At 60.1% G+C, this 25,175-nt stretch carries 23 protein-coding genes; 5 read left to right on the forward strand and 18 right to left on the reverse strand.

Annotation, left to right across the window (positions count from 1 at the left end; genetic code table 11):
- Window positions 1–13: 13 nt before the first annotated feature.
- Complete coding sequence (locus G9X67_RS01580; RefSeq protein ID WP_017957358.1) at window positions 14–439, forward strand: CBS domain-containing protein; 426 nt, start codon at window positions 14–16, stop codon at window positions 437–439.
- 50 nt (window positions 440–489) lie between these two features.
- On the opposite strand, the gene G9X67_RS01585 is transcribed toward G9X67_RS01580, so the two are convergent.
- The 7 genes from G9X67_RS01585 to G9X67_RS01615 form a co-directional block, all read right to left on the reverse strand.
- Window positions 490–1,494: an ABC transporter ATP-binding protein gene (locus G9X67_RS01585; RefSeq protein WP_246705352.1), complete on the reverse strand. Its 1,005-nt coding sequence runs from the start codon at window positions 1,492–1,494 to the stop codon at window positions 490–492.
- On the reverse strand, window positions 1,494–2,471 hold the full coding sequence (locus G9X67_RS01590) for an ABC transporter ATP-binding protein (RefSeq protein ID WP_138390399.1): 978 nt from the start codon (window positions 2,469–2,471) through the stop codon (window positions 1,494–1,496). Before G9X67_RS01590 ends, G9X67_RS01585 begins: the two co-directional genes overlap by 1 nt.
- The gene (locus tag G9X67_RS01595; RefSeq protein ID WP_138390398.1) at window positions 2,468–3,382 is read right to left on the reverse strand and encodes an ABC transporter permease; all 915 of its coding nucleotides are present in this window, start codon (window positions 3,380–3,382) and stop codon (window positions 2,468–2,470) included. The genes G9X67_RS01590 and G9X67_RS01595 overlap by 4 nt, the downstream gene beginning before the upstream one ends.
- Before the next feature lie 5 nt (window positions 3,383–3,387).
- Window positions 3,388–4,362, reverse strand: a complete 975-nt coding sequence (locus tag G9X67_RS01600) for an ABC transporter permease (protein ID WP_171597845.1) — start codon at window positions 4,360–4,362, stop codon at window positions 3,388–3,390.
- A 129-nt stretch (window positions 4,363–4,491) separates the two neighbouring features.
- Window positions 4,492–6,102, reverse strand: a complete 1,611-nt coding sequence (ggt, locus tag G9X67_RS01605; RefSeq protein ID WP_171597846.1) for a gamma-glutamyltransferase — start codon at window positions 6,100–6,102, stop codon at window positions 4,492–4,494.
- Window positions 6,099–6,953: an alpha/beta hydrolase gene (locus G9X67_RS01610; RefSeq protein ID WP_138390394.1), complete on the reverse strand. Its 855-nt coding sequence runs from the start codon at window positions 6,951–6,953 to the stop codon at window positions 6,099–6,101. The genes ggt and G9X67_RS01610 overlap by 4 nt, the downstream gene beginning before the upstream one ends.
- A gap of 147 nt (window positions 6,954–7,100) precedes the next feature.
- Complete coding sequence (locus G9X67_RS01615; protein ID WP_171597847.1) at window positions 7,101–8,675, reverse strand: ABC transporter substrate-binding protein; 1,575 nt, start codon at window positions 8,673–8,675, stop codon at window positions 7,101–7,103.
- Between the two features lie 193 nt (window positions 8,676–8,868).
- Here G9X67_RS01615 and G9X67_RS01620 point away from each other — a divergent pair, with 193 nt between their 5' ends.
- The gene (locus G9X67_RS01620) at window positions 8,869–9,633 is read left to right on the forward strand and encodes an IclR family transcriptional regulator (protein ID WP_171597848.1); all 765 of its coding nucleotides are present in this window, start codon (window positions 8,869–8,871) and stop codon (window positions 9,631–9,633) included.
- Window positions 9,634–9,735: 102 nt separating this feature from the next.
- On the opposite strand, the gene G9X67_RS01625 is transcribed toward G9X67_RS01620, so the two are convergent.
- From G9X67_RS01625 to G9X67_RS01665, 9 genes are all read right to left on the reverse strand, one after another.
- A complete protein-coding gene (locus G9X67_RS01625; protein ID WP_171597849.1) occupies window positions 9,736–10,671 on the reverse strand; it encodes a dihydrodipicolinate synthase family protein in 936 nt (311 codons plus the stop codon).
- Between the two features lie 25 nt (window positions 10,672–10,696).
- Window positions 10,697–11,650: an oligopeptide/dipeptide ABC transporter ATP-binding protein gene (locus G9X67_RS01630; RefSeq protein WP_138390386.1), complete on the reverse strand. Its 954-nt coding sequence runs from the start codon at window positions 11,648–11,650 to the stop codon at window positions 10,697–10,699.
- The gene (locus G9X67_RS01635) at window positions 11,651–12,667 is read right to left on the reverse strand and encodes an ABC transporter ATP-binding protein (RefSeq protein WP_171597850.1); all 1,017 of its coding nucleotides are present in this window, start codon (window positions 12,665–12,667) and stop codon (window positions 11,651–11,653) included.
- A gap of 8 nt (window positions 12,668–12,675) precedes the next feature.
- A complete protein-coding gene (locus G9X67_RS01640; RefSeq protein WP_171597851.1) occupies window positions 12,676–13,593 on the reverse strand; it encodes a dihydrodipicolinate synthase family protein in 918 nt (305 codons plus the stop codon).
- An 18-nt stretch (window positions 13,594–13,611) separates the two neighbouring features.
- Window positions 13,612–14,490 carry an ABC transporter permease gene (locus G9X67_RS01645; RefSeq protein WP_003550548.1) on the reverse strand — a complete coding sequence of 293 codons (879 nt, stop codon included), beginning with the start codon at window positions 14,488–14,490 and terminating at the stop codon, window positions 13,612–13,614.
- Between the two features lie 2 nt (window positions 14,491–14,492).
- Window positions 14,493–15,452 (reverse strand): ABC transporter permease, encoded by a 960-nt coding sequence (locus G9X67_RS01650; RefSeq protein ID WP_138390380.1) that lies wholly within the window; start codon window positions 15,450–15,452, stop codon window positions 14,493–14,495.
- Window positions 15,453–15,523: 71 nt separating this feature from the next.
- Window positions 15,524–17,122, reverse strand: a complete 1,599-nt coding sequence (locus tag G9X67_RS01655) for an ABC transporter substrate-binding protein (RefSeq protein WP_171597852.1) — start codon at window positions 17,120–17,122, stop codon at window positions 15,524–15,526.
- Window positions 17,106–17,849: a FadR/GntR family transcriptional regulator gene (locus G9X67_RS01660; RefSeq protein ID WP_003550551.1), complete on the reverse strand. Its 744-nt coding sequence runs from the start codon at window positions 17,847–17,849 to the stop codon at window positions 17,106–17,108. The genes G9X67_RS01655 and G9X67_RS01660 overlap by 17 nt, the downstream gene beginning before the upstream one ends.
- A gap of 176 nt (window positions 17,850–18,025) precedes the next feature.
- Entirely contained in the window at window positions 18,026–19,243 is a 1,218-nt protein-coding gene (locus G9X67_RS01665; protein ID WP_171597853.1) for a GGDEF domain-containing protein, read from the reverse strand.
- Between the two features lie 483 nt (window positions 19,244–19,726).
- Here G9X67_RS01665 and G9X67_RS01670 point away from each other — a divergent pair, with 483 nt between their 5' ends.
- Window positions 19,727–21,907 carry a TonB-dependent siderophore receptor gene (locus G9X67_RS01670; RefSeq protein ID WP_171597854.1) on the forward strand — a complete coding sequence of 727 codons (2,181 nt, stop codon included), beginning with the start codon at window positions 19,727–19,729 and terminating at the stop codon, window positions 21,905–21,907.
- A 3-nt stretch (window positions 21,908–21,910) separates the two neighbouring features.
- Window positions 21,911–22,699, forward strand: coding sequence for a siderophore-iron reductase FhuF (gene fhuF, locus G9X67_RS01675; RefSeq protein WP_171597855.1), 789 nt, complete (start codon window positions 21,911–21,913; stop codon window positions 22,697–22,699).
- An 83-nt stretch (window positions 22,700–22,782) separates the two neighbouring features.
- Here the strand turns inward: fhuF and G9X67_RS01680 are convergent, their stop codons facing one another.
- Window positions 22,783–23,274, reverse strand: a complete 492-nt coding sequence (locus G9X67_RS01680) for a GNAT family N-acetyltransferase (RefSeq protein WP_171597856.1) — start codon at window positions 23,272–23,274, stop codon at window positions 22,783–22,785.
- Window positions 23,275–23,437: 163 nt separating this feature from the next.
- Between G9X67_RS01680 and G9X67_RS01685 the strand changes: the two genes are divergently transcribed.
- Window positions 23,438–24,097 carry a sigma-70 family RNA polymerase sigma factor gene (locus G9X67_RS01685; protein WP_138390368.1) on the forward strand — a complete coding sequence of 220 codons (660 nt, stop codon included), beginning with the start codon at window positions 23,438–23,440 and terminating at the stop codon, window positions 24,095–24,097.
- Here the strand turns inward: G9X67_RS01685 and G9X67_RS01690 are convergent.
- Window positions 23,988–25,175 (reverse strand): PLP-dependent transferase, encoded by a 1,188-nt coding sequence (locus tag G9X67_RS01690; RefSeq protein WP_171597857.1) that lies wholly within the window; start codon window positions 25,173–25,175, stop codon window positions 23,988–23,990. The genes G9X67_RS01685 and G9X67_RS01690 overlap by 110 nt on opposite strands.

Below are 25,175 nucleotides of genomic sequence, written 5' to 3' on the forward strand. Positions count from 1 at the left end.
AGGAGGAAAGACCATGAAAGTGTCAGAGATCATGTCGCGCGATGTAGAAATCGCCAACCCTAATCAGACGATAGCCGAAATCGCGAGATGCATGGCCGACAGGCAGATCGGCTTCCTGCCGGTCGGCGACAACGACCGGCTCGTCGGAACGATCACCGACCGCGATCTCGTCGTGCGCGGGCTTGCCGACGGACTCGGGGGCGATGCAAAGGTGCGCGAAGTCATGTCGCGCGATGTCAAATATTGTTTCGAAGACGAAGATGTCGACGACGTGACCCGCAATATGGGGCAGGTCCAGGTCCGCCGCCTTCCCGTCGTCAATCGTGACAAACGCCTAACCGGCGTCATCTCGCTCGGCGATGCGTCCCTGGCGGACACCGCTGCAGCGGGAGCCGGGTTGAAAAAAGTGTCCCGTCCGGGCGGCGCTCATGCACATTAGAACAGGGATGATGTTAGGCCTGAAGCAATCAGCGATCCTATCGCTTGAGATCATTCATCGTTGAGGTGGCAAGCCGACAAGTGCCCCGGTGCAATTTCCTTTTTCACCGGCACTTCCACACGACAGCGGTCCATCGCAAACGGGCATCTCGGATGAAAGTGGCAGCCTTTCGGCGGGTTTATCGGGCTGGGGAGTTCGCCGTCGACGGGCTTGAACTGCCGCTTGCCGGGTTCGATGCGCGGCACTTCGGCCAAGAGCGCTTTCGTGTAAGGATGATTGGGCCGTCTGAAAACCTCCTCGACGGGCGCCTCTTCGACGATGCGGCCGAGATACATGATCGCAACACGGTCGGAAATATGTTCCACGACGCCGAGATCATGGCTGACGAACAGATAGGTCAGGTCGAGCTTGTCACGAAGTTCCATGAACAGGTTGATGACCTGTGCCTGGATGGAAACGTCGAGCGCCGCAACGCTTTCGTCACAGACGAGGAATTTCGGCTGCACGGCGAGCGCGCGCGCAATATTGACGCGTTGCCGCTGGCCACCGGAAAACTGGTGCGGGTATCGCTTTTTCATGGCCGGGTCGAAACCGGCCAGCATCAAATATCTGTCGACATAGGCGTCGCGTTCCGTCGAGCGGGCAAGCCCATGCGTTCGAGGCGCCTCCCAGATAAGCTGCTCGACGGTCATGCGCGGATTGAGAGCCGCCATCGGGTTCTGGAAAATCATCTGGCTGGCGAGGCCAAACTGATGCTGCTCGCCTTTCGACATGGCGCTTCGATCCATCCCCTTCCAGAGAATGTGGCCCTGGCTTGGTGAGGTGATCCCTGCAATGGCGCGGCCGAGCGTCGACTTCCCGCAGCCGCTTTCACCGACAAGGCCGACAACCTCTCCGGGCCGAATGCTGAGGCTGACATTATCAAGCGCGTGAACGACAGGCGCCGGTTTGGCCAGTTTGAGCTTGAGCGCGATCTTGGCGGCGAGGTCGGGTTTGGCTCCGAAGCGCTGCGACACGTTCCTCGCTTCGATTAGGGGCGCGGCGGTCGCGGTCATCATGCTACCTCTTTCGTTACGGGATGAATGCAACGGAAGGAGCGATCGCCTTCCGGCATGAGCGCCGGCATGACCAGACAGCCGTCGGTTGCCCGATCGCAGCGCGTACGAAAACTGCATCCCTGTGGGAGCCGGTTAATCGCCGGCGTCATGCCGCGGATCTGGTGAAGGGGCTCTCCGCGTCTGTTTTGCGAAGGAACGGACGCGATCAGACCGGCGGTGTAGGGATGGTGAGGATCGGTCAGAACCTTGCCCACCGGTCCGGTCTCGACGAGGCGGCCGGCATACATGACGGCGATCTCGTCGGCCAATCTTGAAACGATAGCCAGATCGTGGGTGATCCAGATCACCGCCGTATTTCCCTCTTCCGTGAGTTTCTGGAATTCGGAAATGATCTGGCTCTGGATCGTCACATCAAGCGCCGTTGTCGGTTCATCGGCGATGATGAGGTCCGGCTTGTGAAGAAGCGCGATGGCAATTGCCACGCGCTGGCGCATTCCGCCGGAAAACTGATGCGGATAGGCGGCAAGCCTTTCTTCAGGGCTTGGTATGCCGACCAGCGCCAAAGCATCCCGCGCCCGCTGCCGGGCGGCATCCTTCGAGACTCGCTCGTGTGCCTGGACGGCTTCCACCATCTGCGTTCCGACCGTCAGGACCGGATTGAGCGTCATCATCGGATCCTGGAATACCATGGCGATCCGCTTGCCGCGCAGCTGCCGCATCTCTTCGTCCGAATATTTCGCGATGTCGGCGCCGTCGAAGATGACCCTGCCGCCGACAACCCGGCCGGGTTTATCAAGGAGCCGCATGATCGAAAAGCCGGTCACCGACTTTCCGGATCCGGATTCTCCCACAAGACCAAGGACCTTGCCGCGCTCCACAGTGAACGACACATCATTGACGGCGCAAAGGCTGGGGCGTCCCCTGCCGCCGCCGAATTCGGTGACAAGATTGCTCACTTGCAGCAATGGGGTCATGACATGTTCCTCGGGTTGAGGACATCGCGCAGCCGGTCGCCGACGAGATTGATCGCCGCGATCGTGACCAGAAGCGCAATGCCGGGAAAGAAGCTGATCCAGTAAAGGCCTGTCAGAAGATACTGGTAGCCCGTCGAGATCAGCATGCCGAGCGAGGGTTCGGTCACGGATGCACCGAGACCGAGGAAGGACAAGGTTGCTTCGAGGCCGATTGCCCGGGCGATCTGCATGGTGGCGATGACGATGACCGGCGCAAGACAGTTCGGCAGCAGGTGCCTGAAGAGGATGCGCCATCCGGGCAGGCGCAGCATCCGGGCCGCTTCGATATATTCCTTCTCGCGCTCGACCAGAGCGGTGCCGCGGACCGTGCGGGCATAGGTCGCCCACTCGGCGATGATCAGTGCGATCACCACGTTGGGCACGCCCTTGCCAAGCACGGCAAGCATCATGAGCGCCATCAAGATGGTGGGAAACGACAGCTGCAGGTCGACGAGCCGCATCATCGCGGTTTCCGTGCGCCCTCCCATGTAAGCTGCGAACAGTCCGGCTGAGGTTCCGATGATGGCAGCGGCGAAAGCCGACAGAACGCCCACCAATAACGACGTGCGCAGCCCATAGAGGATGCCGGACAGGATATCGCGGCCCTGGCTGTCGGTACCGAGGTGATAGACGAGCCCGGTCATGGATTCGGACCCCGGCGGCAGTCGTCCATCCATGATGTCGAGCTGCATCAAATCATAGGGATTTTGCGGAGAGATCCATGGCGCGAACAGCGCCAGGCAACAGATGATCACCAGCGTGAGGAAGGCAATCGCGGCTGCCGGAGAGCTGAAGAAATCCGCGATCCCTTTCGACAGACGACTGGGTTCGGGCGTTGGAGCACTTGTGTCTTGCGTTTGTGGTTCGGCCATGAGGGTCAAGCCTTTCCTTCCAGCCGGACCCGCGGATCCAGAAGGGTATAACAGATATCGATGATGAAATTGAGGACGACGAAGAGCAGCACCATCATCATCAGGTAGGCGACGATGACCGGGCGATCGAGAAGGTTGATCGAGTCGATGATGAGCTTGCCCATGCCCGGCCAGGCAAAGATGCTTTCGGTGACGACCGAAAAGGCGATCAGTGAGCCGAACTCGAGACCGATGATGGTCACCACCGGGATCATCAGGTTCTTGAGAACGTGCACGGAAATGATCCGCCGCTCTCGCAATCCCTTGGCGCGGGCGAACTTCACATAGTCCTGAGGAAGGACCTCCTGCACGCCGGCGCGGGTCAGCCGAAGAATGAGCGAAGTCTTGAACAGAGCCAGGTTGAAGGCCGGCAATAAAAGGTGCCGGATGCCGTCCCCGGTCAGAAGCGACCATTGTGCGCCAAGCAGCTCCTGCGTCTGGCCGCGGCCATTCGTCGGCAACCAGCCAAGCTCGACGGAAAATACCATGATCAGCATGAGGCCGACCCAGAAGGTCGGAAGCGAGAAGCCCAGAATTGAGCCGCTCATGATCAGCTTGGAGGAAATCCGATTGGGGTAGAGCCCTGCATACAGCCCAAGCGGCAAGCCGAACAGCAGCGCGATGCCGAGAGCCGTGATCGCCAGTTCGAGTGTCGCCGGGAGACGTTCGAGGATCAGACCCAGCGCCGGTCGCCCATAAACGAAGCTGTTGCCGAAGTCCCCGTGCAGAAGTCCCTGGAGAAACAGCAGATACTGTTTCCACAGCGGCTGATCCAGACCGTAATGCGCGATAACGAGCGCCCGCTCCGCCTGATTGGCGTCCGGGTTGATGAGGATGTCGACCGGGTTGCCGATCACATTGACGCCGATGAAGACAATGATCGTCATCGCGACAACGACGAACAGTGCCTGTATCAACCGCCTGATAATGGATGTGACCATTGAACCTCTCCCTACAGCGCCGCACGTCTTTTCGAGAGCCGCAAAGGACGCTGTAACACTTTGAATCGACGTCTTTGTTTTACGCATGTCGTTATCGCAAAACCGCTGCGCACTTTTGCGCGACATGCTTTAGGCGACGGAGATCGCCATCCCGTCGCGCTGCGGATCGGCCGCGCCTTTCGAGATGCCGCCGTCAATCTTAATCGCGTGGACTGCGGCGAACGCATATGTCTGCGGCGACCGCGCCACCTGGTAGCCCTGCGCCCGCAACTCGTCTTCGACAGAGTGTCGAATGCGATTGCAGATGTCGATCGTGTTTGACACCCCTACGATCCTCGGCGCCGAGACGGCTTCGAGCACGGACATGTCGAAATCGATCATGTTCATCAGGCATTGCGCAACGGCGGGCGCGATATAGCTGCCGCCAGGCGCTCCGATGACGATGCTGGGCTCATCGCCCCTGAAGACGATCGTCGGTGCCGCCGAGCTGGGACGCCGCTTGCCGGGCGCGATGGAGCCGGGCTTGCCCGGAAGCGGATTAAAGCGGCTCATCGTGCCATTATACATGAAGCCGAGGCCGTCGGTGATCGCACCCGAGGGACTGCCGAGAGTGTGGGTCATCGCGACGGCATTACCGTCCTTGTCGATCACCGAGATGTGGGTGGTGTCGCGCAGCGAGGTATCAAGACGCGAAACACTTGCGATCTCGCCCGCCTTGATCGCGCCAGCATGCGCCTTTGCATGCTCTTTCGACAGCAGCTTTTCATAGGGCACGTCGACATAGGCGGGATCGCCCATATGCGCGTCCTTATCGATCGTCATCCGCTTCATGGCTTCGAACAGGATGCGGACATGATCGGTACTGCCATGCTGCAGCGAGCCGACGTCGAACTGCTCCATGATATGCAGAAGTTCCAGCATCGGGAAGCCCGAGCCTGGCGGAGGCGAGGTGGCGATGCGGTTGTCGCGGTAGTCGCCCCAAACCGGCTCTACCTTCGACAATTCGTAACGCGCCAGATCCTTCCGATCGATCAGGCCGCCATTTGCCCTGAAATCGCTAGCGATCTGCTCGGCCAGTTCGCCGTGATAGAAGATGTCCGAGCCGCCGCTTCGCGCGATACGTTCGAGGGTCTCTGCCATGTCCTTGTTGACGAGCAGGTCGCCGACATTCTTGAGCGTGCCGTCGTCGTGGAAATAGGTTCTCCGGCCCGTTGCAGAAAATCGCAGCTTGTCGAGCGTGTTGGCAAAACCGTCATTCGACTGGTCCTTGGCCCAATACCAATGCATGTGGTTTCGGATCATGAAACCGTTACGGGCAAGGCGGATGGCCGGCTTGATGAGATCGGCCCAATCGAAGGTGCCGTAATCGCGCAGCGCAGTCTCATAGCCCCTGAGCGAGCCGGGGGTGCAGACGGCAAGGTAACCGATATCGGAAATATTGCCTTCAAGCACATAGCCGAAGCCGTCGCGGCTTTGGTGCTTGATCTTGTCGAGCCACATGTCCGGCGCAGCCTTCAACGGCGCGCGCGCATAAAATTCGAGGATCTCGTGCACGCCCTTTTTCGGCATGTAGACATGCATGGAGCCGAAGCCGCCGATGCCGGCCATCTGCGGGTCGACCACGCCCTGGACGAAAGCACAGGCGAGTGCTGCGTCGATGGCATTGCCGCCGCGTTCGAGAACTTCCGCGCCGGCTTCGACTGCCTCCGGCTGAGGCGCCACGATCGTTGCATTTCTCATTTCGCGCGACGCTCCTCCAGCACCTTTGACAGGAAGGCCTTGACGTGGCCCAGAACTTTCATCCGGTCGTGAGAGACGCCTGGAACACGATCGAACGTCACATCGACACCCACTTTGCGGAATGAGCTCGCCAGGGCGGCGAGGCGCTCCGGTCGCGTTTTGCCGGCGTCGTTTGCGCCGTCCATATAATATTTGCCGCCCGGTTTATGGGTGATTTCCCAGGTCTCCAGATCGGCATCGCCGACGATCATGTGCACCGGCACCTTGGCGAGATCTTCGGGCCGGAAGGCCTTGCCGAAGCGCGCTTCCAGATCCCGAATGCCGACCCACCAGTCACGCGTCGGATCCAGAAGGGTGACGGAACCAGGTGCGCCGATCGATGCCGCCCAGAGCTTTTCCGGATGCAGGATGGTGAAACGATGCACGAAATGCCCGCCGCCGGAGAAGCCGAACATGGCGAATTTGGACCAGTCCTGGAGGTATTTGTCGGCCATCTCCGCGACCATGGCGAGGACGACACGATCGTAGCGGATGTCGCCTTCCTCTAGAAACTTGTAGCCGGAACGCGCACCATCGCCGAGAACGCCAACCGGGAAGATCGGGCAAAGGATGGCGCAATCGTTGTAGAGCCCGAATTCGGCAAAACCGTCGCGGAAGTCGATGGCCGACGTGCGCCCGGTGCCGTGGACCGCGACCAGGAGGTCGAGCTTGCGGCCGTCTGCCGCCGTCGGCGGCACATAAAGCACCATATGGAGGCGGGGATCGGCCTGAGAGGCGAAGATGGCCGTCTGGCCATAGTCATAGATGGCCTTCGCCCGGGCGACGGCTTCGCCCGTTCCAAGTTCCTGCATGAATGTCTCCTGGGAGATGACGAAAGGGACGGCCCTGGTGCGGCCCCATGCTGCTGTTTTAAACCGCGCCACATCGAATGGATCGATGCGACGCACTTCAAGTCTTTATGTGTCCCAAAACCGCTGCACGCTTTTGGACGACATGCATTAGTCCGCCGGCTTCACGTCGTAAGCGAGCGTATATTTGTCGCCGCGCGGGGTGTAGGACACGGTCTTCTTTGCGCCCAGCACGACGTTTTCGTAATGCATCGGCAGGAGCCAGAGGTTGTTGAAGGTCTCGGTCGACAGTTCCTCGAGAAGGGGCGCGCGTTCGGCTTGATCGAGCGTCGAACTGGCCTTGGCCAGCACCTCGTCGATCTTCGGATCGGACACGCCGCCGCCGTTATATCTGCCGGTCCCCTTTTTCTCGTCGCGCGTGGCGACGAGCGCAACAGTCGGATTGGTGGTTTCGCCGGTGTTCACACCCCAGGAGCCGAAATAGGTGCTGTAGGTGCCTTTTGAGTAGGCTTCCGAATACATCGACCAGGGCAGGACCTCGACTTTCGATTTGATGCCGATGCGCGTGAACATCTGGCCGACCGCCTGCAGAACTTCGGCATCCTTGACGTAACGGCCAGAGGGGCCATGCAGGGTCAGGCTGAAGCCATCGGGATAACCGGCCTCGGCCAGAAGCGCCTTGGCGGCGGCGGGATCATAACCCACCTTCTCGACTTTTTCGGAATAGCCCGCATAGCCTTGGGTGACGAACTGGTCGGCCACCGTGCCGTTCTTCTGCATGACGCGGTCGACGATTGCCGGCCGGTTGATCGACATCAGCATTGCACGACGCACCCGTTCATCCTTGAGCGGGTTCTTGTCGAGATCGGAGCCATCCGCAGCCTTCACGAAAGGTGAAAGATCGCGGCTGACATCGAGGCCAAGATAAACGAAGCGGGAAGACAGGCCGTTGATGACTTGCAGATTATCGCTCGCTTCCACGCGTGCCATTCCATCGGCAGGAAGGGTTTCGACAATGTCGATCTCGTTGGAGAGAAGCGATGCCAGACGGGCGCCGTCATCGGGCAGGAAGCGGAGCGTGACGTTCGACCAGTGCGAGGGGCCAGCGAAATAGCTGTCATTGCGCTTCAAGGTCAGGTTGCTGCCTGGCGAATAGGAGACGAAGGAATAGGCTCCGGTTCCGATTGCACACTTGCCGTTGTCGAAATCCTGGACCGGCGCCTCCTTGCAATCGGCGCTGATAATGCGAATTCGGCTGACGGAATTCAGCAGGATCGGATCCGGAACCTTGGTCTCGACGACGATGGTATAGGGATCCGTGGCCGTGACATTGACAATATTGCGGGTGTAGGAAGCAAAGCTCTGGCTGGGCTTGTCGCGGGCACGCAGAAGCGACGCAATGACGTCATCGGCGTTGAACTCGCTGCCGTCATGGAATTTCACGCCCTTCCGCAGCTTGAATTCCCAGTGGGTCGGGTCGACGACCTTCCATTCGGTGGCGAGTTCCGGGGCATTTGCCGACGTTCCCGTGAGGTTTATGAGGCTGTCCCAGATATGGCGCGAGGTCGCATTGTTTGGCGCCGAACTGTCTTCATGGGGATCCAGCGTCGTTGGCGTCGTCGACATCCCGATCGTCAGCGGGGTTTCCTGTGCGGCGACCATTGCAGGAATAGCGATCGTTCCGAGCAGCCCGATCGCTGCCCGCGTCAATATTTTTGCGGCCATTTCTTCCATCCCGGTTTAGCGTTTTTGGGCCGACCTTGCTTGGTCGGTACGAGCGGGTTCCCGTCCACTCTTGACACAAATTGGTAAGGGGGCCTCAAGGGGGCTGTCAAACGGAAAACAAGCGCGTTACGGTAGGCGTAACTTGAAACTATGCCAATCCTTCAGCCTCGGTCGCGGAGAAAATTCTGGTCCCATGGACAAAAGACAATCATCAAAAAGCGATATTGTGCAATCTGTTGATGTCTGCATCGACGTATTGCTGAATGTCGCCAAAAACCCGGACATCAGACTGACTGAGGTGGCGCAGAACCTTGGGGAAACCAAGCCGAGAATTTTGCGCATGTTACGTACACTGGAACGGCGCGGCCTAGTGCGGAAGAGCGATACAGGCACTTATCGGCTGGGGACGACTGCGATCATTCTCGGGACTGCGGCCTCGACACAGGTTGATCTGGTGCGAATAGCCAATCCTATTCTTGAAGAAGTCGGCCAGAAGGCGAACGAAACGACCCAGCTCAGGATCATCGACAATGGGGAATCCCTGTGCATTGCAAAGTTCGAACCGATGCGTGACTTGCGGGTTCAGGCGATGATCGGTCGAAGGCGGCCGCTCACGGCCGGCTCGTACAAGGTGCTTCTCGCCTATCTCCATCCCCAGGTGCAGTTGCAAATGATCCCCGAGACTTTACCGCGGCTGACCAAGCGCACGATCACGGATCGTGGCAAGCTGGTTGCTGAATTGGATAAAATCCGTCGCCAGGGATTTTGTGTGAGCTATGGTGAAGTCAGCGAGCAACTCGTCTCCGTCTCGGTGCCGGTTCTGGCATTCGACGGATCCGTGATCGCCGCGGTGAATGTCGGCGCCCCGGCATTTCGCACGCAAAAAAGCGATGTCGACCGCTTCATCGTTCTGCTGAAGGAAGCCTCCAGCAAGATATCGGCTCGGCTGGGATGGTAGAGCTTTTCGTTCTGCGCCATCGGGCCTTGTCTCTTCGGTTCGACACCCATCAAGGCGAGCCAACGCAGCTTGTTTCGTGCCAGGCCCGTCCTTTGAGCAAACTCAGGGAAAAAGATCGGGGAGTTCGGAGCGTGCGATGCGTCGCAACCTGACCGCTTCTGCCATGTCTATCGAGCGGTAGGGAAACCGCAAACGGGTGCCCACGGGTCCCCAATTGCCGATCGCACTCAAAAGCTTGTCGAGAGCGGCGTTCGAATAGCCGAATTCCTGGCGAAACGGGACGATATGCGCGTCCATAAACGTGCAGATGCGTCGCTCCAGATCGAGTGCGGCGTCGATATCGTTTCGCATCGAGACCGTCCAGGTCTGAGCACCGCGGGGACTGAGGCAGGCCACGTTGGAAAAGGAGCCTGCTGCCACACCTTCCTTGGTGCCGGTTGCGAGATGATGGCCTGGGACGAAGAGCGAAAGCCCGGACAGATGCCGGCGTGCCTCGGCATACCAGGAGGCGTCGCCATCGGCGAGCTTGATGCCGATCACCTCAGGCACTGCCGCGCAGACCATGCCGAGTTCCCTTGGTGCCAGCGCGCGTTTTGCATGCGGCGGATTGTAGAGGATGAGCGGAATTCCGTCGGCAACCTCGGCCACTCGTTTCAGGTAGTCGACCGCTTCGGCATCGTTGAGCGGCCACCAGTCCGGCAATATGACCTGAATCGCGCGGGGATCGAGCGCGGCGGCGCGGCGGACGCGATTGAGCATGATCAGCGGGTCGGGCTGGCAGGCGCCGATCACGAATGGCGTTGAAGATGCCTTGCAGCGTTCGGCCAGCATTGCCTGGATCCTGTCGAACTCCGCCTCCGTCTGATTGTGGAATTCGCCGGCAGTGCCGTTCGAATAGATACCATCGACGCCGGCATCGATGAGGATGTCGATCTCTTCGCCGAGCTTGTCGAATTCGATGCTGTCATCGGCCGCGATCGGTAGAAGCAGGCTCGCCCAATTTCCGCTGATGGCGGGATGCGGCGTCTTCGCAGTCATCTGTTTTTCTCCGATGGATGACGGATCAGTTGAGGTCGTCGCGAATGCAGGCCTTGAAGTGGCCGGGCGCGGTTTCCCGCAATTGCGGAACGGCGCCAGCGCAGGCCTCGAGCGCGCTCGGACAGCGCGTGCGAAAGACGCATCCGCTCGGCGGATTGGCCGGACTTGGAATATCGCCTTTCAGGATCTGCCTGTTGCGGCGGGCATCCGGATCGGGCGATGGAATCGCCGACAGCAGCGCGCGCGTATAGGGATGCTGCGGTCTCGCATAGAGATCGGCACTCGGCGCGATTTCCATGATGCGGCCGAGATAGAGCACGATCACCCGATCGCAGATATATTCGACGACGGCCAGGTCATGCGAGATGAACAGCATGGTCAGGCCAAGCCGCTGCTGCAGTTCGCGCAGCAGGTTGATCACCTGCGCCTGGATCGACACGTCGAGCGCCGAGACCGGCTCATCGGCGACGATGAATTCGGGCGACAAGGTCAACGCACGGGCAATCCCGATGCGTTGGCGCTGGCCACCGGAAAATTCATGCGCGTACCGATTGATCGCATCGGCGGGCAAGTCGACCTGGGCCAACGCCGACTGCGCCCGTTCGAGCCTGTCGCGGGCGGTTCCGATCCCTTGGATCTTCAGACCTTCCGTCAGGATCTCGCCGATCGTCATGCGCGGCGACAGGCTGGCGAAGGGGTCCTGGAAAATATACTGCATGCGCGGCCGTTGCCGTCTGAGCGCGGAGGCGGAAAGTGCCGTGAGTTCCGTCCCGTCGAAACGGACGCTGCCTGACGACGGCTCGACGAGGCGAAGGACGGAACGCCCGATCGTGGTCTTTCCGCTGCCGGATTCGCCGACAAGCCCGACGACTTCACCCTTGCCGATATCGAAGGAGATGCCCTCAAGAATGTTCAGCCGCGTGCCACGGGAGGTATAATGTTTCGAAAGGTCGCGGACGGACAGCAGCGGTGCGCTCATCTAGATCTCCTGCCATCGGATGCAGCGGCTGCGGTGCTGCGGATTGACCTGTTCGAGCGCGGGAACGGCAGCGCGACAGGCTTCGATCGCGAATTTGCAGCGCGGGGAAAAGGCGCAGCCGCTCGGCATGTTCATCAGGCTCGGGACGATGCCGGGAATGGCCGCGAGCTTTTCGCCGGCCAGCTTCATCCGCGCCGCATCGCCAAGGCGCGGCATGGAGGCGAGGAGGCCCATCGTGTAGGGATGCTTCGGATTGCGAAACACTTCGCCGACCGGCCCTTCTTCGACGATCCGGCCGGCATACATCACAGCCACGCGATGGGCGATTTCGGCGACGACGCCGAGATTGTGGGTGACGAAGAGCATGGCCATGCCGCGCTCGCGCTGCAGCTTGAGGAGCAGGTCGAGAATCTGCGCCTGGATCGTCACGTCGAGCGCCGTTGTCGGCTCGTCGGCGATTAGCAGCGCCGGATCACAGGCGAGCGCCATGGCGATCGTCGCGCGCTGGCGCATGCCGCCCGACAGTTCGTGCGGATATTGGCCGGCGCGGCGCCGGGCGTCCGGTATGCCGACGCTTTCAAGCAACGCGACGGCTGCGTTCATCGCCGCCTTGCGGTCGGCACCGCGATGGATGCGGATTGGCTCGGCGATCTGATCGCCGATGGTGAAGACGGGATTGAGGCTCGACATCGGCTCCTGGAATATCATGCCGATGTCGTCGCCCCTGATCCTGCGCATGCTCTCTTCGTCGAGGGAGACGAGATCTCTGACCACGCCGTCGCTGGTCGCGAGGCGGATGCTGCCTGCGGCGATCACGCCGATGTTGCGGGTCAGCAGCCGCATGACCGACAGGCTGGTGACCGACTTGCCGGAGCCGGATTCGCCGACGAGCGCAAGCGTCTCGCCGGCGGCAACAGTCAGGTCGATACTGTTGACCGCCGTGATCTCGCCGCCGCGGATGCGGAAGATCGTTCGCAATCCCCTGATGTCGAGTACGGGTTCGGCGGTCTGTCCCATCGGTCGGCTCAGTTCAGCAGGCCGGTAACACGCAGGATCTCGTCGATCCGCGCCGTTTCGGCATCGTTGAGGGATGCACGCGGCCGCGGCATGACAGCGGAATCAATGATGCCGAGGCTGCGCATGGCGGTCTTGAAGGCGCCGATGCCGGCTGCGCCGCCGCTGACCCGGCCCTGCGCGACCCAGACGATTTCGAACAGGCGGCAGAGGCGCTCCTGCTCCTTCTTCGCGGCGACCCAGTCGCCGCGCTGGGCAGCATCCCAAAGGCGGACATAGCCGTGCGGATCGACATTGGCGATACCGGGAACGACGCCATGGGCGCCCATCAGCAAGGCAGTGTCGACGACGATCTCGGAGCCGGTCATCAGGAAGACGTCCTTGTGCTCGGCAAGATCGAGGAGCGCATAGCGGAAGTTGCCGTCGTCGCCGCTCGAATCCTTGAGACCGATAATCGCGCCTTCCCTGGCGAGCGTGACGACGGTCTGGCGCTGCAGCTTGACGTGAACGCAGACGGGAATGTCGTAGGCGACCAGGGGAACATCCACCGCGTCGCGGATATAACGGAAGTGGTCGAGGATCTCGGACTGGCTGGTGACGGTATAGAATGGCGCCGTCACCACGACTGCATCGGCGCCGGCCGCCTTTGCGACCTTCGCATGGGCGATGACGCGATCCGTGGTCGGATCGATGACGCCGACGATCAGCGGCACCCGACCATTCACCACCTTGGCCGAATGGTCGATGATTTCCCGCCGGGTCTTTTCGTTATGGAAGATCACCTCGCTCGTCGAACCGAGCACGAATACGCCATGGCAGCCGGCATCGATCAGATGCTCGAGCACGCGTGTATAGGATGGGTAGTCGATGGTGAGATCCGGATTGAGCGGTGTTACGACGGGGGGGACGACACCCTTGAATTTGGTCATTTTCGCTTCTTTCGATTGTCAGTTCAGTTCGGCACGCGGGTCGAAGGCATCTCTGAGGCCATCGCCAATGAAATTGATTGCCAGGACGGCAAGGATGAGCGCGGCGCCGGGGAAGAGCCATTGCCACGGATATTGTTCGAGCACCGCGGTCGAGCGGGCCGCGTTCAGCATGTTGCCCCAGCTTGCCGCCGGCGGGGCGATGCCGAGACCGAGAAAGGATAGCCCCGCCTCGAGCAGGATGGCATTGGCGATCTGAAGCGTTGCATAGACCACGAGGATATCGATCGAGTTCGGCAGGCCGTGGCGAAAGAGCAGATGTCCGATGCCGGCGCCCATGCCGCGGGCGGCCATGACGAAGTCGCGTTCGCGCAATTCCAGCAGCCGCGAGCGGATCATGCGCGCAAGCAGCGGCCAGGAGAGCAGCGAGATGACCAGCACCGTCGGCCAGATGCCGGTGCCGGCAATCGAAGCGAGCACAAGCAGGAAGATGACGGGCGGCAGGGTCATCACCAGATCGACGAAGCGCATCGAGACGGCGTCCGTCCAGCGTCCTGCAAGCGCCGAGATTGCCCCGAAGAGAAAACCGATGACTGCCGAAAGCGCGGTCGATGCGACAGCGACCAGCAGCGAAATCCGGCCGCCCTCGAGCACGCGCGCGAAGACGTCGCGGCCGACGCCGTCGGCTCCGAACCAGTGCGTTGCCGTCGGGCCGCTATTCATGGCCAGAAGATCGATGTCGTTCGGCCGGAAAGCCCACCATAGCGGATAGGAAAGGATCAGCAGCAGCATCGGAATGGCAATGCAGACGCCGGCAACGGCTGCGCGATTGAGCAGAAACCGACTGAAGGCGCGGGCAAGTGGTCCGGGGCTGCGGCGTTCGGAAGAGCGTGCCAGCATGATCAGCCCACCTTGATGCGCGGGTCGACGACCGCATAGGTGATATCGGTCAGAAGATTGACGACGATAACGCAGGCGCCGATGACGAGCGTCGCGCCCATGATGACGGGGTAGTCGCGGGTCTGCACGGCATCGACGAGCAACAGACCCATGCCCGGCCAGTTGAAGACGCTCTCGATGAAGATGGCGCCGCCGATTGCAAGCCCGATGGTGGAGCCGATCAGCGTCACGATCGGAAGAAGCGCATTGCGCAAGGCATGCTTGGTGATGACCCAGAACTCGCGAACGCCCTTGGCGCGGGCCGTGCGCACGTAATCCTGGTTCAGGACTTCGAGCAGCGAAGCGCGCATGTAACGCATGATCAATGCGGCTTGCGCGACAGACAGAAGTGCCGCTGGCAGGATCAGATGGTGGAGGAGGTCGCCGAGCGAGAATTCCTCGCCCGGCGTCAGCATGCCGCCTGATGGCATCCAGTGCAGACGAACGGAGAAAATATAAAGGCCGATCAGCGCGCTGAGGAAGGCCGGGCTGGAAATGCCGGCAAGCGCAATCACCGACAAGGAGAGATCGGCCAGCGAATTGCGGCGGACGGCGCCGATCACCCCGAAGGTGATGCCTGCGACGATGGCAAAGGCAAGTGCGGTGCCCATCAAGAGCACTGTCGGGCCGATCCGTGACAGCACTAAACCCAGAACCGGCTGATCGAGACGCTTGATCGAATAGCCGAGATTGCCCGTCAACGCCTGTTGCAACCAGCCCAGATACTGCGCGGGCAAGGGCTGATCGAGCCCGAGGCTTCTGCGCAGATCGGCAAGGTCTGACGGCGACATCGGCAGGTTCGGATCGATATAGGCATCGATCGGATCGCCGGGTGTCAGGCGCAGCAGCAGGAAGATCAGCATGCTCAGGGCGACGAGCATGCCCATTCCTATGATCAGGCGTCTGAGACTGTATTGGAGCATCGGCAATCCGTCTTATCGAGCCGTCTTGTCAGGGTGGCCGAAGCCACCCTCAAAGCTTTCGCGGAAAACGCCTATTCGGCGATCGACCATTTCTGTGGGTTGGCCTGGTAGGGGCCGCCGCCAGGCGCCGGCGTCCAGACGAAATCCTTCACCTTGGTCGAGACGATGCCGTAGCGGTTTGCCACCCAGAGGGTCGCCCAGGGCAGGTTGGTGTTCATCACCTTGCAGACGTCCTGGTAGGCGGCATCCCGCTTGGTGCTGTCAGGCTCGGCCAGCGCGGTATCGAGCGCCTTGGTGAGGTCAGGCATGCGAACCCTGGCGACATTCGGTCCGGCCGGAGGGATCTGCTTCTCGTTAAGGCCGACATTGATGCTTCCGGCATCCGGCCCGTTCTGCAGCCCGGCATAAACCAACTGGAACTGGGCAATGTCCGGCGTCGCATTGAGCACGATACTGTTATAGGTCGGGGCATCGACGGCGCGCGGGACGATGTTGATGCCGACCTGGGCAAGCATCGCCTGGACTGCGGCAAGCACGTTGGTGGCCAGCGGCGTGGTGTAATAGGTCAGAAGGGTGATCGGCTTGCCGCCATTGATCTGGTCCCAGCCGGCTTCCGTCAGCAGTTGCTTGGCCTTCTCGGGATCATAGGCATAGCTGTCTATGCCCTGGGGTATCAGCTGGTCGGCGACATAGGCGCAATTAGCTGGCTTGGCCGCACCGCCATAGAGGCTCTGGATGATGGCATCGCGATTGATCGCGTACATCACCGCCTGGCGGACGCGCACATCCTTCCAGAGCGGGGATTCGTGGTTGAAGCCGAGATAGTTGACGACGAAAGAGTTGCCTTCGATGACCTGGAAGTCCTTGTTGTCCTTGAAGGTCGGCACGTCGTTGGAATCGACATAGGTGAACTGGATTTCGCCGGATCTCAGCGCAGCGATTGCTGCGGCCGGGTTGGCGAAATAACGATTGATGACACGTTCCAGTGCAGGTTTGCCACCGCGATAATCGGTGTTTGCGGCAAGTTCGACATATTGATCCGAGACGTATTTGGTGAATTTGAACGGACCGGTGCCGATCGGAGCGGTGGACCACCAGGTATTCTTCGCTAATTGGTCGGCCGGAATCGAGGAGAGCGCATGCTCGGGCAGCATCATCACCTTGGTCATCGTGTCGGGAAAACTGCTGCTCGGCGCGCTGAGCTTGATGACAACAGTGTGCTCATCCGGCGTCTCGACCGACGATATGCCCTTCAGCCGGGCAGCGAGCACCGAGCCGGTTTTCGCATCCATAGCAAGGCCCATGGTGAACTTCGCGTCCTTGGCGGTGAACGGTTTGCCGTCATGCCATTTGGCGTCCGTCAGCTTGAACGTGTAGGTCATCTGGTCGGAGCTGACCTCGTAGGAGCTTGCCAGCGCGCCGACGACCTTCTGCAGCTTCTCGTCATAGGTGATCAGCGGTTCGTAGTAAACGCTGAGCCAGGTGAAGCCGGCGGTCGCGGCGAGCGGATTGAAGTTGCCCTGGAAGCCTCCGGGGCCGACATCGAAGCCACCCGACAGCGTGGCTGCCTGAGCCTCAGCTGCTGCGCCCGAAACGACAAGAGCCGGAACGGCAGCCGTCGACAGCAGAGCGCCAAGCGCAATAACGGATAATCTAGACAGTCTTTTCATGTGTTCCTCCCACGTTTGAACTTGTCTTGTTGTTGGCAATCACCCGGGCGATGCCCTCGTAGTGACGATCCAGGCGCCTGCGCGCCTCCTCCAGATCTTTTGCCTCGATCGCATCGACGATCGCGGCATGGTCGCGCCACGTCGCCATCGGATCGGCATTTTCAAGATTGACGAAATCCGACGCCTTGTAGAAGGCGAGCCAGAAGACATCGATCAGCCGCACGAGCGTTTCATTGTCCTGGCAGCGAAACAGCAGTCGATGGAACAGCTGGTCGTCTTCCGCAAAGGTTTCGCCCCGCTCGGCATGGGCGCGCATCCGATTGACGGTGGCGCGCAGCTCGGCAATGTCCTCCTCACCGATCACGTCGATCGTTTTGCCGATCAATCCCACTTCCAGCGTGCGCCGGATTTCGAGGACTTCCTCGATCTGTCGCAGGGCGCCGCCGAGGCCGTAAGCGAGGTTGTCGAGAAGCGGCTCGAAGGAAAAGGCCTTCACGAAGATGCCGACGCCGCGCCGCGTCTCCAGCACGCCGAGCGATTCCAAAGCCTTGATGCCTTCCCTCAGCGAATTGCGGCTGACACCGAGCTGGGTGGCGAGTTCTCCTTCCGCCGGAAGCAGGGTTCCGGGCGCGAGACCATTATCGTCGATATAGGCGCGAAGACTTTCCTGCACGGAGACATGCAACAGCGGCGCGCGCGTCAGCGGCTTCATCGATTTCAATGTCATGCCCCGGTCACCTTCCCGCATCGTCGATAAGATGGATGTTACATATCGACTTGTAGGATATCTGTCAAATGGGCAAGCTTGGACGGTCGACACCAAACCGGCTCGAAGCCGTTTAAGGCGGTCGTTTTTGGGCACCAGAAGGACAACAGGAACAGCGTACTTTTGCTGGAATTACTTCATTGGAGGCTTTGATCGACCTCTGGAGAATGGACCACCACCCGGTTGCGGCCGGTCTTTTTGGCAAGGTAGAGGGCCGCATCCGCTTGGCGCTGCATGTGCTCTGCTGACACGAGTTCACCGTTTTGCATCAATATCGCGAGTCCGATGCTGACAGTGACCCAGGGACCGACGCGGGAGGTAGGATTTGGAAGAGACGCAGCTTCCACTCGGCTGCGAATTCTCTCAGCGACCAATCCGGCCTCTTGTTCATCGGAGCTTGGGAGAAAGACGAGAAATTCTTCTCCTCCGTACCGGGCGACCTGGTCCCGCTCGTCTCTCATGCTGCTCTGAATGATGCCGGCAACTTTCACCAGGCAACGGTCGCCTTCGGCATGTCCGAGATTATCGTTGAGATGCTTGAAGTCGTCGACATCGCACATCAGCATCGCCGCGCCGCTCGTTCGTTTAAGGTCCTCGTTCCAGAAATGATTTAGCGTTTCCATCATCGAACGCCGGTTGGCGACACCCGTCAGCGGGTCGGTCCGCGCCAGCAATTCCAGCTGCGAGTTGGCGTCGGTAAGCTCCGCGAGCCGGCTTCGATCTCGTAACTCGAGCAAGAAAGTCTTCTGAGCGAAGATGGTGGCGGTGCGTCGGGCAACGATGGTTGCCGCCACCCCGCTGGCGAAAAACAGCGTCCCGGCCAGAGCACTTCCCACTTCGATGCCCGGGTTGCGCAGCTGAAACACAAGGTAGATACCAAGGGCGGCAGCACCGATCGCCATCGCCCAACCGAGTGGAACGGGAAATATGATAATGGCAGTGACGGCCACAAAAAGCATGATGGTCAAATGCCGCTCATAAAACTCGCCACCGGTGTTAACGCCCACCAAGGCGACCGACAGGAGAATGAGAAAAACAGCCGAGAGGAGGAAAACTCCCTGCACCCACAAAGCATGCGGCCGCAGGAAGGCTATCGCAGCGACAAGAGCCGCGGGGGGAAGGATAGACGCTGGCCAAAGCATCGACATAACGGTTTCGGTCGGAAGCAAGATCGCGTTGAGGCCTAACGTCAGGACGTCGAGCACGATAACCCAAACCATCCACGCGCGGATGATCTTGGCAGTCCGCGGCCAAGAGCGTTCGCCGAAAAGCCGAGCCAGCTCACCATTGAGGCGGATATCACGCGTGCGTCCACCGAGCAGGCACTCGACTTGCTCTACAATGGCCGGGCTCAACCTCTGAAGAGGTTTCCGCGAAGACGCCCTTACCGGTTTGATAGGAGCTGTGGTTCGCTCGGTATCCATGTGTCGGATCTAGGGAGCAGACGGTCGGAGACAAGACGAGCCGCGAATTCCGCCCCGAAAGACGATATGCTTGCCCTAATGATTTTGGACCACTTCACGACAGTATGTTGTTAAGTGTGTCACATCGGTTCAAAGTCTCACCTGTGCCGGGCCAAATTTACGGTTCGCCCCATCAAAACCTGCAGATTAACAGTCGTCTCGGTCCGCACGTGATCTCTCGCACGACAGAATCGCCTGCGTTGGCAATTTACCCGCACAGAACGTTACGGGCCTCGATGCTGAGTGCAACCCCTTCGGGAGTGTTGGGGGCGCAGATTTTATCGATTAAAAGGTGACTAAAATAATCATCTTATGTTGACAAGGCCAATTTCGCTCCATAGGTTCCGCCCGCATCCGTGGCGTAGGGACCAAGCAATGGCGCGTGTTTTTTTGAATGTTTCTAATAATGTATCGCGAATTTATAGAGATAGCCTGTTTCTCACGACAGCGATCGTCCTGATCGGAAGTGCAGCATCGCCGGCTTCAGCCCAGAGCGTATCCGGAGATGCCGGCGCCACAACGCTGGAACCGATCGTCATTCAAGGCGCATCCTCTGATAGCAAGACCGACCGGACGTCCGTTGCCGCCAAGAACAGTTCGGCTGCGACCAAGATCAACACGCCGCTCGTCGAGACGCCGCGTTCGGTCTCGGTGACCACCGAGAAGGAAATCGAGCAGCGTGGCGCCCAGAGCATCATCGAGGCCGTGCGCTATTCGGCCGGCGTGACGACCGGGCCGAACGGCTTCGATCCGCGCTTCGACCAGATCTACATTCGCGGCTACAACGCCACGACGGTCGGTGACTATCGTGACGGCTTGCGCCAGCCCTACATCAACTACGGCACGTTCCGCACCGATCCCTATCAACTGCAGCGCATCGAGGTGATCAAGGGGCCGGTATCCGTTCTCTACGGCTCGGGATCGCCGGGCGGCCTCGTCAACAAGATATCGAAGCTTCCGACCGAAGAGCCGATCCGTGAAGTGGGTGTTTCCTACAGCACCAAGGATCGGGCTCAAGCGATGTTCGATTTCGGTGGGCCGATCAGCGAAGATAACGACGATTTCCTCTATCGCATCGTCGGCCTTGCCCGCCGCGGCGACACCAATTTCGATATTGCCGACGACCGCTACTTCCTGGCGCCGTCCTTCACCTGGAAACCGGACGAGGGCACCTCCTTCACGGTGTACGGCCTGGCGCAGGCCGACGAGACCGACTCGAATGTCGGCGCGATCACGACCTCGGACGGGAGGATCCTCGACATCAGGGCGAGCGATCCCGACTATGACTACCAGAAGGTCAAGCAGCAGCAGGTCGGCTATCAGTTCGAGCATGAATTCGACAATGGCCTGACCTTCCGGCAGAACCTGCGTTATTCCCATCTCGATCTCAGGGCTCGTTACCTCGGCGTTTCCAGCTGGACCGGGACTGTCGCCCATCGCAACGCAAGTTCGATCCGGGATGAGATGAATGTCTTCCAGGTCGACAACCAGCTCGAGGCGAAGTTCGATACCGGCCCGCTTGCCCATACGATGCTGTTCGGGCTCGATTACACCAATCTCCAGTCGAACTGGGGCTACGGCATCGGGGCGGTGAACTCGGCATTCGATTTCGATATTGCCAATCCGACCTATGGTGTTTCGGGCGCAACGCCGGACTATAACTTCATCGTTGCCGATGCCGATATGCGCCAAGTCGGCGTTTACGCCCTGGACCAGATCGAGGCTGGAAACTGGCGCTTCAACCTCGGCGGACGCCAGACCTGGGTCAACCAGACGCGTGACACGACCTACCCCTCCTTCGGCTTGAACGACTCGGAAGACGTCAACAAGAATGCCTTCTCCTGGCAGGCCGGTGCACTTTATCTCTTCGACAACGGCATTGCGCCCTTCGTTTCCTATGCGACCTCGTTCGATCCGGTGACCAACCGGTCGACATCCGGCAAGATCCTGGAGCCGACGGAGGGCGAACAGTACGAGCTCGGCGTGAAGTACCAGCCGCCCGGCACCGACATCCTGCTGTCGGCGGTCGCCTACCATATCGTCGAAAAGAACAAGCCGGTGCTGGTCAATCCGCTGACCCTTGCCTATGACTCGCTCGGCGAAGTGACGGGAAAGGGCATCGAGCTTGAAGCCCGCGCGGCAATCGCCGACGGTCTCGATCTCATTGCTGCCTACACCTACAATCATTCCGAGGTCACCGGGGGCAATAACGAGGGTAACACGCCGGCCTTCACGCCCGCGCATGTCGCAAGCCTCTGGGCCAACTATACTTTCCAGGAAACCAATCCGTTCAACGGCCTGTCGGTCGGCGCGGGCGTCCGTTATGTCAGCGAGAATTGGACGGATACCGCCAATACCTCGAAGAACCCTTCGAGCTTCTACGTCGATGCATCTGCCGCTTATGATTTCGGCGCGATCGACAAGAACTACGAGGGTCTGACGGCTGCCTTCAATATCCGCAATATTGCCGACCAGCGCGACACGGTCTGCAACGAGGGCTTCTGCTATCTCGGCCAGGGCCGCAACATGACGGCGACCCTGAAGTATCGGTGGTAATATATGGCGGCGGAGACGAGCGGAGCGCTCCAGCCCGCGACGTTGATCGGTGATCATCCCGTCGCCCACCAGGCCGTCGACCTCGACGGCCTGGTGGGCGACGGCCCGTTCTCCTATTGTCGCGGCAAGCTGCTCGGTTCCCCGCCCCAGACGGGTATTGTCATTCCCTGCAGGAATCTTTGCGACCGTGCAATCTTTGACGATATCATTGGCCGATATGCGCAAAAGTTTCCAGGCAGCGACCGTCGCGCGATCGTCTCCATGTGGACGCTCTACTATTTCAGCATGCTGACGATTGCCCCCAGCGTCCACATGTTCGTGCACCGGATCGGGCTGCCGCTGGAGATCGATCGGCTTTCGCTCGTCTGCAATGAACATACGGGCGAGCCCGAAGCATTCGTGATGTCCGAAAGACCAGACGTTACCACCGATCCCGCCTGCGAGCTTCACCGGCTGATGCGCCGCCACGCCGAACCGGTGATCGCGGCGATCGCCGCCAATGCCGGCGTCGCTCCGAAGCTTCTCTGGAACAATGTCGCGGCATATCTCTCCTGGATTCTCAAGGAGATCGCCCATCATCACGAGCCCCACCTCGTCGAAGGCGGCCTGGCGCTGCTGGAAGAAGCTCAATGGCCATGCGGCAGGCGGAATCCGATGTTCGGCATGATCCGCATTGCACGACAGCAATGCGGCCTCGAGTTCGCTCGCCGGAAAGTCTGCTGCCTGCGCTATAATCTGCCGGGCGTGGCTGGCTGCGGTGAGGCCTGTCCGTTGCCGGACGGGCGCCATTAGCTCCTATCGTCCACCGCGCGTAGAGACGGGTGCCCTGCGCGCCAGTTATTGCCAATGCGCGCCAAGCAGAAAGTCCCGTCGTCTCAAAGCGCAGTCTCACCTGCCTGGACGCCGGCGAGTGGCTTGACCATGAACAGGCATGGATGGTCCTCGTGCCAGAGCTTTGCAAAGACCTCCGCCCGCACAAAGCCGTTCCGGTCATAGAAGCGCCGCGTCGCCTCGAACTGCGGTTCGTCGAGGCCGCGCGGGGCGAGCGTCTTGACCGTCAGCAGCCGCGCACCCGATTCATGGCCGAAACGCTCGGCCGCATCGATGAGATGGCGTCCGGCGCCGCGACCGTGATGTTCGGGTCGTGTCGCGATCAGCGCGATCTCGACGGCGCCGGGCGGGTGCGGCTTCAAAGCCATCAACGCGGTCACGACATCCGCTTCGACATAACCGAACACCGGCAGGTCTTCGATCGCCTGGGCACTCGCTTCGATAACCTCGGGTTCTGAAAACCAGTCGGGCAAAGCCCCCATGATCGATCGGCAGAGCTCTGCCTTGCCGGTCAGGATCTCAATTGTTTTTCCCATTTTTCTCGCCTCCGATCGGTCGATTTAAACTTGACTCCTGTTATCACCTTAAAATAGACACTGCAATCAAATCGTGTACTTTCCTCCAAAAAAGGAAGGCTAAGACCGAACCAGCCAGCAACGACAGAGCCTGATTTTCCATTTGTAAAAAGGGTACAGGACAATGCACACATTGCATCGTGATGTGAACGGAAATGCCGTGGTCAATGCCATGATCGAAAACAAGGATAAGCTCCTTAAAACGATTGAAAGCGTTGTCAAATCAAAGTCATATTCCGAGGATATCTTTCAAGATGGAGTCATTAAAGCCTATGGTGTCAAGACCGACGACATTCGTTGCCCGATCGGCTACGCCTTCCGGATGGTCTACAATCTGGCACTCGATGAGAGCCGCCGGCGACGCCAGAAGATGAACAACCATAGGTCGATAGACCAGATTCAGGAGATTACGGCTCCCATCCCCACCGTGCTCGACCAGCTCGTCGCTGCCGAGACCCTGCGCAATGTGCTTGCCTCGCTCGAGGCGCTGCCGAAGCGAACCAACGATGCCTTCATTCGCCATCGCCTCAACGGCGTGCCGCAGAAGGATATTGCAGCCGAACTCGGCGTCTCAAGGACCCTCGTCAACTTCATGATCAAGGCGGCAGAGGAACATTGCCATCTGGCGATCGCCGAACCTGCTTCCCGCCCCGATCATGCGCACCGGCAGGAGCCTACCGTTTCGCTGCGTGCAGCGCCTGCTGCAAATCGCTCCACAGCAGTTCCGGCTCTTCCAGGCCAACGGCGAAACGAACCGTCTGCTCGCTCACGCCGAACCGGATGAAGGAAGTCATCCGGTCGGGGATCTGCAACGCGACCTTGGCGGGGACCACCAGCGTTTCTGGTCCCCCCCAGCTGACACCGAGGCGGATGTCGCGAAGGCTATTCACAAAACGTGCGACATCGATATCGGGATTGAGGTCGAAGGCAAACAGCCCGGCATAACCCGTCAGCGTCGCCCTTCCGGGATGTTCCTGGAATGCCGGGTGACGAACGCGTCCGATCGCAGAATGCTCCTTCAGCCGCCCGGCCAGCAAAAGCCCGCTGCGCTCATGCTCCTTGAGACGGACACGCAGCGTGCGCATGCCGCGCAGCAGCAGCCAGGCCTCGAACGGAGACAGTTTGGCGCCGACATAGGGGTAGGATGTCGCATTGATCCTGGCGATGGCCTCTTTCGAGCCGACGACGACGCCGGCGACCGTATCGCTGTGACCGCCGAGATATTTCGAGGCGGCGTGAATGACGATATCGACGCCATGCTGGATCGGTTTCTGAAACAGCGGCGTCGCCCAGGAATTGTCGATGATGGTGGTGACGCCGGCCTCTTTTGCCATGGCCGACAGCGCCGTAATGTCCTGAAGCTCGAAGACGAAGGATGTGGGGTTTTCGAGGTAGAGCAGCTTGGCGCCCGACAGCGCCTTGCGGACCTCGTCGTGGTCGGCGGGATCGACGAAGTCCACCGCGACACCGAGCCTAGCAAGCAGCTTCACCAGAAGGCGGTAGACATCGTTGTAGAGATGACGGACCGCAACGACCCGGTCTCCCGCCTCAACAAGACTGAGAATTGTCGATGTAATGGCGGCCGTTCCGCTGGAGAAAGCCCGTCCATCCTCTGCGCCCTCGAGGCGGGCGACCAGCAGTTCGAATTCGCGGACCGTCGGATTGTCGCCGCGCGAATAGATGTAGTTGCGCGTGCGGCCGGCGAAAACATCCTCCATCGCCTCGTAACTGTCGTAGGTGAAGAGTGACGTCTGGAAAATCGGCGGAGACACGGCGTTGAATGCCGCCGGATCGACAGGCGTAAAGAGATCGTCAGCGACCGCATGGGCGCCAAGGTCGTGCGGGTTGATCGACTGGTTCAT

Source organism: Rhizobium sp. WYCCWR 11152 (assembly GCF_013087615.1).
Taxonomy (GTDB): Bacteria; Pseudomonadota; Alphaproteobacteria; order Rhizobiales; family Rhizobiaceae; genus Rhizobium; species Rhizobium indicum.

Coding starts and splice junctions, on each gene's coding strand:
- ggt (WP_171597846.1), bottom strand. CDS start 6,102: ATGAGAAATGCAACGATCGTGGCGCCTCAGCCGGAGGCAGTCGAAGCC.
- G9X67_RS01635 (WP_171597850.1), bottom strand. CDS start 12,667: ATGGGACAGACCGCCGAACCCGTACTCGACATCAGGGGATTGCGAACG.
- G9X67_RS01625 (WP_171597849.1), bottom strand. CDS start 10,671: ATGACTGCGAAGACGCCGCATCCCGCCATCAGCGGAAATTGGGCGAGC.
- G9X67_RS01680 (WP_171597856.1), bottom strand. CDS start 23,274: ATGGGAAAAACAATTGAGATCCTGACCGGCAAGGCAGAGCTCTGCCGA.
- G9X67_RS01620 (WP_171597848.1), top strand. CDS start 8,869: ATGGACAAAAGACAATCATCAAAAAGCGATATTGTGCAATCTGTTGAT.
- G9X67_RS01655 (WP_171597852.1), bottom strand. CDS start 17,122: ATGAAAAGACTGTCTAGATTATCCGTTATTGCGCTTGGCGCTCTGCTG.
- G9X67_RS01615 (WP_171597847.1), bottom strand. CDS start 8,675: ATGGCCGCAAAAATATTGACGCGGGCAGCGATCGGGCTGCTCGGAACG.
- G9X67_RS01690 (WP_171597857.1), bottom strand. CDS start 25,175: ATGAACCAGTCGATCAACCCGCACGACCTTGGCGCCCATGCGGTCGCT.
- G9X67_RS01585 (WP_246705352.1), bottom strand. CDS start 1,494: ATGACCGCGACCGCCGCGCCCCTAATCGAAGCGAGGAACGTGTCGCAG.
- G9X67_RS01670 (WP_171597854.1), top strand. CDS start 19,727: ATGGCGCGTGTTTTTTTGAATGTTTCTAATAATGTATCGCGAATTTAT.
- G9X67_RS01630 (WP_138390386.1), bottom strand. CDS start 11,650: ATGAGCGCACCGCTGCTGTCCGTCCGCGACCTTTCGAAACATTATACC.
- G9X67_RS01600 (WP_171597845.1), bottom strand. CDS start 4,362: ATGGTCACATCCATTATCAGGCGGTTGATACAGGCACTGTTCGTCGTT.
- G9X67_RS01580 (WP_017957358.1), top strand. CDS start 14: ATGAAAGTGTCAGAGATCATGTCGCGCGATGTAGAAATCGCCAACCCT.
- G9X67_RS01685 (WP_138390368.1), top strand. CDS start 23,438: ATGCACACATTGCATCGTGATGTGAACGGAAATGCCGTGGTCAATGCC.
- G9X67_RS01640 (WP_171597851.1), bottom strand. CDS start 13,593: ATGACCAAATTCAAGGGTGTCGTCCCCCCCGTCGTAACACCGCTCAAT.
- G9X67_RS01660 (WP_003550551.1), bottom strand. CDS start 17,849: ATGACATTGAAATCGATGAAGCCGCTGACGCGCGCGCCGCTGTTGCAT.
- G9X67_RS01610 (WP_138390394.1), bottom strand. CDS start 6,953: ATGCAGGAACTTGGAACGGGCGAAGCCGTCGCCCGGGCGAAGGCCATC.
- G9X67_RS01590 (WP_138390399.1), bottom strand. CDS start 2,471: ATGACCCCATTGCTGCAAGTGAGCAATCTTGTCACCGAATTCGGCGGC.
- G9X67_RS01650 (WP_138390380.1), bottom strand. CDS start 15,452: ATGCTCCAATACAGTCTCAGACGCCTGATCATAGGAATGGGCATGCTC.
- G9X67_RS01645 (WP_003550548.1), bottom strand. CDS start 14,490: ATGCTGGCACGCTCTTCCGAACGCCGCAGCCCCGGACCACTTGCCCGC.
- fhuF (WP_171597855.1), top strand. CDS start 21,911: ATGGCGGCGGAGACGAGCGGAGCGCTCCAGCCCGCGACGTTGATCGGT.
- G9X67_RS01595 (WP_138390398.1), bottom strand. CDS start 3,382: ATGGCCGAACCACAAACGCAAGACACAAGTGCTCCAACGCCCGAACCC.